This is a genomic window from Pseudolysinimonas sp. (genome assembly GCF_031389465.1).
Lineage (GTDB): Bacteria > Actinomycetota > Actinomycetes > Actinomycetales > Microbacteriaceae > Pseudolysinimonas_A.
In genome coordinates this window covers 1-4,321 of the sequence record NZ_JANMSQ010000297.1, presented here as the reverse complement: position 1 = coordinate 4,321, position 4,321 = coordinate 1, and the positions used below count along the sequence as shown (strand labels likewise).

Sequence of the window (4,321 nt, the reverse complement as noted above, 5' to 3'; positions counted from 1 at the left end):
CTGCACGCGTCGCTCGACGCCATCCAGCGCCAGCGCATCCTCTGGCAGCGGTTCGTCGCCAGCGGCGTGACGCCCGAGGTGCCCACTGGCATCGCCGACGTGCAGGCCGCTTGGATCCAGGTCGCCGCCGATCTCGAACAGCTCGACGAGCCGCTCGGCCGCATGACTCGCGAAACCTCGCTGCTCGGCCTACCGCTGCACGCACTCGGTGAGACGCTCGGTCGCCTCGCCGTGGAATCCGACGCGCTCGCCAACCTGCAGGAGCGCGCGGAGCTGGTCGGCGTGCTGCGCGCCCTCGACCTCGATGCGCTCATTACCGACCTCGCCAACCGGCACGTGCCGCAGGAGGGAGTCGCGGCCGAACTGGAACTCGCCTGGTGGCGTAGCGCCCTCGACGCGTTGCTCGCTAACGACAGGGCGCTGCTCGGCGCGAAGACCGACGTGCTCGAGCGGCTCGAAGCCGATTTCCGCCTCGTCGATGAGGCGCACGTCGCCGGAAGCGCTCAGGGACTCGCGTACCGGCTCGCCGAGGGGTGGAAGATCGGCCTGCTCGACTGGCCCGACGAAGCTCTGGCGCTCAAGAGCGCGTTGCGCGCCGACGACGTCGACGCCTTCGCCCTGCACCGCGCCGCCCCCCATCTCTCCCGCGCGCTCGCTCCCGTCTGGCTCGCCTCACCGTATGAGATCGACACGGTCGCGCCGGAGATGAGTTTCGACACGGTCATGATCGTGGATGCCGGCACCCTCACCGTCGCCGAGAGCGTCGGCGCCATCCGCCGGGCAAAGCAAGTCGTCGCGTTCGGCGACGCCGTCACCCAGACTCCGGCTCCGTTCACGATCGGCCTTCGTGACCTCGACGCCGACGAGGCCGCGACCGACGCCCGCACCCTCGACGAGTTGCACGCGCGATCGGTGCTGGCGCGCCTCAGCGCCGTGTTGCCCACGTTGACCCTGACGCGGTCCTACCGCGCAGGTGGCGAAGACCTCGCCCAACTCGTCAACCGCCGCTTCTACGGCGGAGCGATCGACGCCCTCCCGTGGGCCGGGTCGTTCCTCGGGCACGGCAGCCTCGTGCTCGAATACGTCGCCGACGGAACCGGCATGCCCGACCCGGTCACCGGTGCGGTGGAGAGCGTAGATGCCGAAGTCAGCCGAGCGGTCGAGCTGGTGCTTCAGCACGTCGAGCAGCGCCCGCAGGAATCGCTCATGGTCGTCACCGCAAGCGAAAAGCACGCCGCCCGGGTCTGGAAAGCCGTCGCGGAGGCGATGCCGGGCAACCCCGCCCTCACCGACTTCGTGCTGAACGATCGAGCCGAACCCTTCGACGTGCTGAGTATCGGTCGGGCGTCGGCGCAAAGCCGTGACCGCGTCGTCTTCTCGGTCGGCTACGGCCGCACCCCGCACGGTCGCGTGCTCAGCGACTTCGGACCGCTCGGCAAGCCCGGCGGCGAACGCCTGCTCGCCGTCGCCATGACCCGAGCCCGCCGCTCGCTCGTCATCGTCACCTGCTTCCGCGCAACCGACATCGAAGATGGCCGCCTCGGTCACGGTGCCATCGCCCTCGCCGAGATCCTCGACGAAGTCGCCGCCCGCCGGGCCGAACCACCGCTGCCCGACGACTCCGATCCGATGCTCGTCGACCTCTCCCGGCGGCTCGCCGGGCGCGGCCTTCGTGTCGCGCTCGGTCACCGCGGAAAGCTCGGCCTCGTTGCAGCCAACGGAGGCACCTGCGTCGTCGTCGAAACCGACACCGTGCTCCTCGGGCGGTCGCTCCGGGAATCCCTGCGACTGCGACCCGAAGTGCTGCGCCGCCTCGGCTGGCACTACGCGCGGGTGCACGCGTTCGAGTTGTTCAGCGATCCCGACGCCGTCGCCGACCGGATCGCCCGCACCGCCGGTGTTCAGGTCGCGACGATCACCCAGGAGATTCCGGTCGTTGCCGGACACTGAGTCCGCATCCGTCGCCCCCCGGCGTCGTCGGCGACGAGTGACGACCCCGCCGCCCCCCGGCAGCGACCCGACGCCCGTCGAAGAACCCGACCAGCGCCCCGAGGGCGAGAATGACTCCCGCCTGCGCGACGACAAGCCCCCGCACTACTGAAGACGGCTATTTGCCCAAGATGGCGCACTTTCTCAGCGAAAGGTGCGCCATCTTGGGCAAATGGCTACTCCTTGGTGCTCGACGCCGACGCTGTGGCGGGCGCTGGGGCGGGCGTGGCGGTCGACGTCGATGACGAGTCGGATGAGGACGAAGTCGCCGACGAAGCGCCATCCTTCGGAGTGGGGCGGCTGTCGTTGCGGTAGAAGCCGGAGCCGCTGAAGGTCACTCCGACGGCCGAGAACAGCTTCCGCAGCCGCCCGAGGCAGCTGGGGCATTCGGTGAGGGAGTCGTCGGTGAACGCTTGCTGAATGTCGAACGCGGTCGCGCACTCGGTGCAGCGGTAGGAATAGGTGGGCATGGGTCCCCAGGTCAGAGCGTGACGATGCCGCCCGGAGTCACGACGCCGTTCACCGGCATGTCGTGGCGCTCCCAAGGCACCTCGTCGACGAGCTCGTCGTCGAAGATCACAGCATAGACGGGTGGGCAGTTCTCCATCGATCCGAGGGTCTTGTCAAAGTAGCCCCGTCCCCAGCCCATCCGCATCCCGGTGCGGTCGACGGCGGCGGCGGGTACCAGGATGAGGTCGACGTCGTTGATCGCGATCGGGCCGCGCAGTTCTGAGGTCGGGGTAGGCATCCCGAGCAGGTCGGGTTCCTCGTCGGCGCCGTCGTAGGGCGCCCAGTCGAGCAGACCATCGTCGCGCGCGATCGGCAGGAGCACGGTCAGTCCCTGTTCGGCGCACCACCGCAGGAAGGGCCGCGTGTCGGGCTCCTCGGGCAGCGAAAGGTAGGCCGAGAGTGACCGCGCCCCGACGTTCGTGGTCAACTGCTGGAGGTGGGCGGTGAGCCGTGCAGAGTCGCTCTGGTGCTGCGACGAGGTGCGGATGCGGCGGCGCTCGCGCAGTTCGGCCCGCAGCGCGCGCTTCTCGCTCTCCAGGTCCGGCACATCTTCGAGCTTACGGGGCCGGATACGCTGGGACGCATGCCTGCTCCCATCACGAAAGCCGTCATCCCTGCTGCCGGCCTGGGGACGCGATTCCTCCCAGCCACCAAAGCCATGCCCAAAGAGATGCTTCCGGTGGTCGACATGCCGGCCATCCAGTACGTCGTCGAGGAGGCGGTCGCCGCGGGCCTGCACGACGTGCTCATGATCACGGGCCGCAACAAGAGCGCGCTCGAGAACCACTTCGACAAGGTCGGCGAACTGGAGCAGATCCTCACCAACAAGGGTGACCTCGAGAAGCTCGAGAAGGTGAGGCGCTCGACCGACATCGCCGACGTACATTACGTGCGCCAGGGCGACGCGAAAGGCCTCGGCCACGCGGTGTTGCGCGCGCGGATGCACGTCGGCGACGAGCCCTTCGCGGTGTTGCTCGGCGACGACATCATCGACACGCGCGACGTGTTGTTGAGTCGGATGCTTGAGGTGCAGGCCGCGCGCAACACCACGGTCGTCGCGCTGCTCGAAGTCGACCCGTCGCAGACTCACCTCTACGGCATCGCCACGGTCGAGCCCACCCAAGACGACGACGTCGTGCGCATCACCGGCCTGGTCGAGAAGCCGGAGCCGGGAACTTCTCCGTCGAACCTCGCCATCATTGGTCGCTACGTGCTGCGCCCGGAGATCTTCGACATCCTCGAGACCACCCCGCCAGGCAAAGGCGGCGAGATCCAGCTCACCGACGCTCTGCAGGCACTCGCCACCGGGCCGGACTGGGCGGGCGGCGTCCACGGCGTCGTCTTCCGCGGGCGTCGGTACGACACGGGCGATCGGCTCGACTACCTCAAAGCAATCGTGCAGCTCGCGAGCGACCGCGACGACCTCGGGCCCGACTTCCGGGCTTGGCTGAAGCCGTTCGCCGCAGGTCTGCCGGGTGACGCCCCGGCGGAGTCGTGAGCGTTCCGACGCTGCGTGACGGATCGGTCGCGATCCGCCCGATCCGCATCCGCGACGCCCGCGCGCTCGAACGCGAACTGCTCGACAATCGCTCGTGGCTGCGCCAGTGGGAGGCGACGAACCCGGGAGGGCCGGTCGGTTTCGATGCGAAGGCCAGCATCCGATCGCTGCTCGCGCATGAGCGCACCGGCAACGGGGTGCCGTTCGTCATCGAATACAACGGCGAGCTCGCCGGCCAGCTGAACGTCTCGGGGATGTCGTACGGGTCGCTGTCGTCGGCATCCATCGGGTACTGGGTGGCGGAGCGGTTCGCCGGCAAGAGCG

4 protein-coding genes and 2 pseudogenes are annotated in these 4,321 nt (G+C 68.9%); 4 read left to right on the top strand and 2 right to left on the bottom strand.

The genetic code is table 11. The annotated features are described in order from the left end of the window. Both RMO30_RS11640 and RMO30_RS11635 read left to right on the top strand, forming a co-directional pair. A pseudogene (locus tag RMO30_RS11640) lies at window positions 1–1,950 on the top strand (AAA family ATPase); the annotation flags it as partial. After that, window positions 1,937–2,101, top strand: coding sequence for a hypothetical protein (locus RMO30_RS11635; RefSeq protein WP_309713610.1), 165 nt, complete (start codon window positions 1,937–1,939; stop codon window positions 2,099–2,101). The pseudogene RMO30_RS11640 and the gene RMO30_RS11635, both read left to right, overlap by 14 nt. 64 nt (window positions 2,102–2,165) lie before the next feature. Here the strand turns inward: RMO30_RS11635 and RMO30_RS11630 are convergent, their stop codons facing one another. After that, window positions 2,166–2,459 carry an FmdB family zinc ribbon protein gene (locus RMO30_RS11630; RefSeq protein ID WP_309713609.1) on the bottom strand — a complete coding sequence of 98 codons (294 nt, stop codon included), beginning with the start codon at window positions 2,457–2,459 and terminating at the stop codon, window positions 2,166–2,168. Window positions 2,460–2,470: 11 nt separating this feature from the next. After that, window positions 2,471–3,046, bottom strand: coding sequence for a 5-formyltetrahydrofolate cyclo-ligase (locus RMO30_RS11625; RefSeq protein ID WP_309713606.1), 576 nt, complete (start codon window positions 3,044–3,046; stop codon window positions 2,471–2,473). A 36-nt stretch (window positions 3,047–3,082) separates the two neighbouring features. On the opposite strand from RMO30_RS11625, the gene galU reads away from it, so the two are divergent. Both galU and RMO30_RS11615 read left to right on the top strand, forming a co-directional pair. Next, a complete protein-coding gene (galU, locus tag RMO30_RS11620; RefSeq protein WP_309713603.1) occupies window positions 3,083–3,997 on the top strand; it encodes a UTP--glucose-1-phosphate uridylyltransferase GalU in 915 nt (304 codons plus the stop codon). Then, window positions 3,994–4,321 (top strand): annotated as a pseudogene (locus RMO30_RS11615) (GNAT family protein); the annotation flags it as partial. The gene galU and the pseudogene RMO30_RS11615, both read left to right, overlap by 4 nt.

Excerpts from the sequence above, each read along its gene's own strand:
- RMO30_RS11630 (WP_309713609.1), bottom strand. The coding sequence starts at position 2,459 with ATGCCCACCTATTCCTACCGCTGCACCGAGTGCGCGACCGCGTTCGAC.
- galU (WP_309713603.1), top strand. The coding sequence starts at position 3,083 with ATGCCTGCTCCCATCACGAAAGCCGTCATCCCTGCTGCCGGCCTGGGG.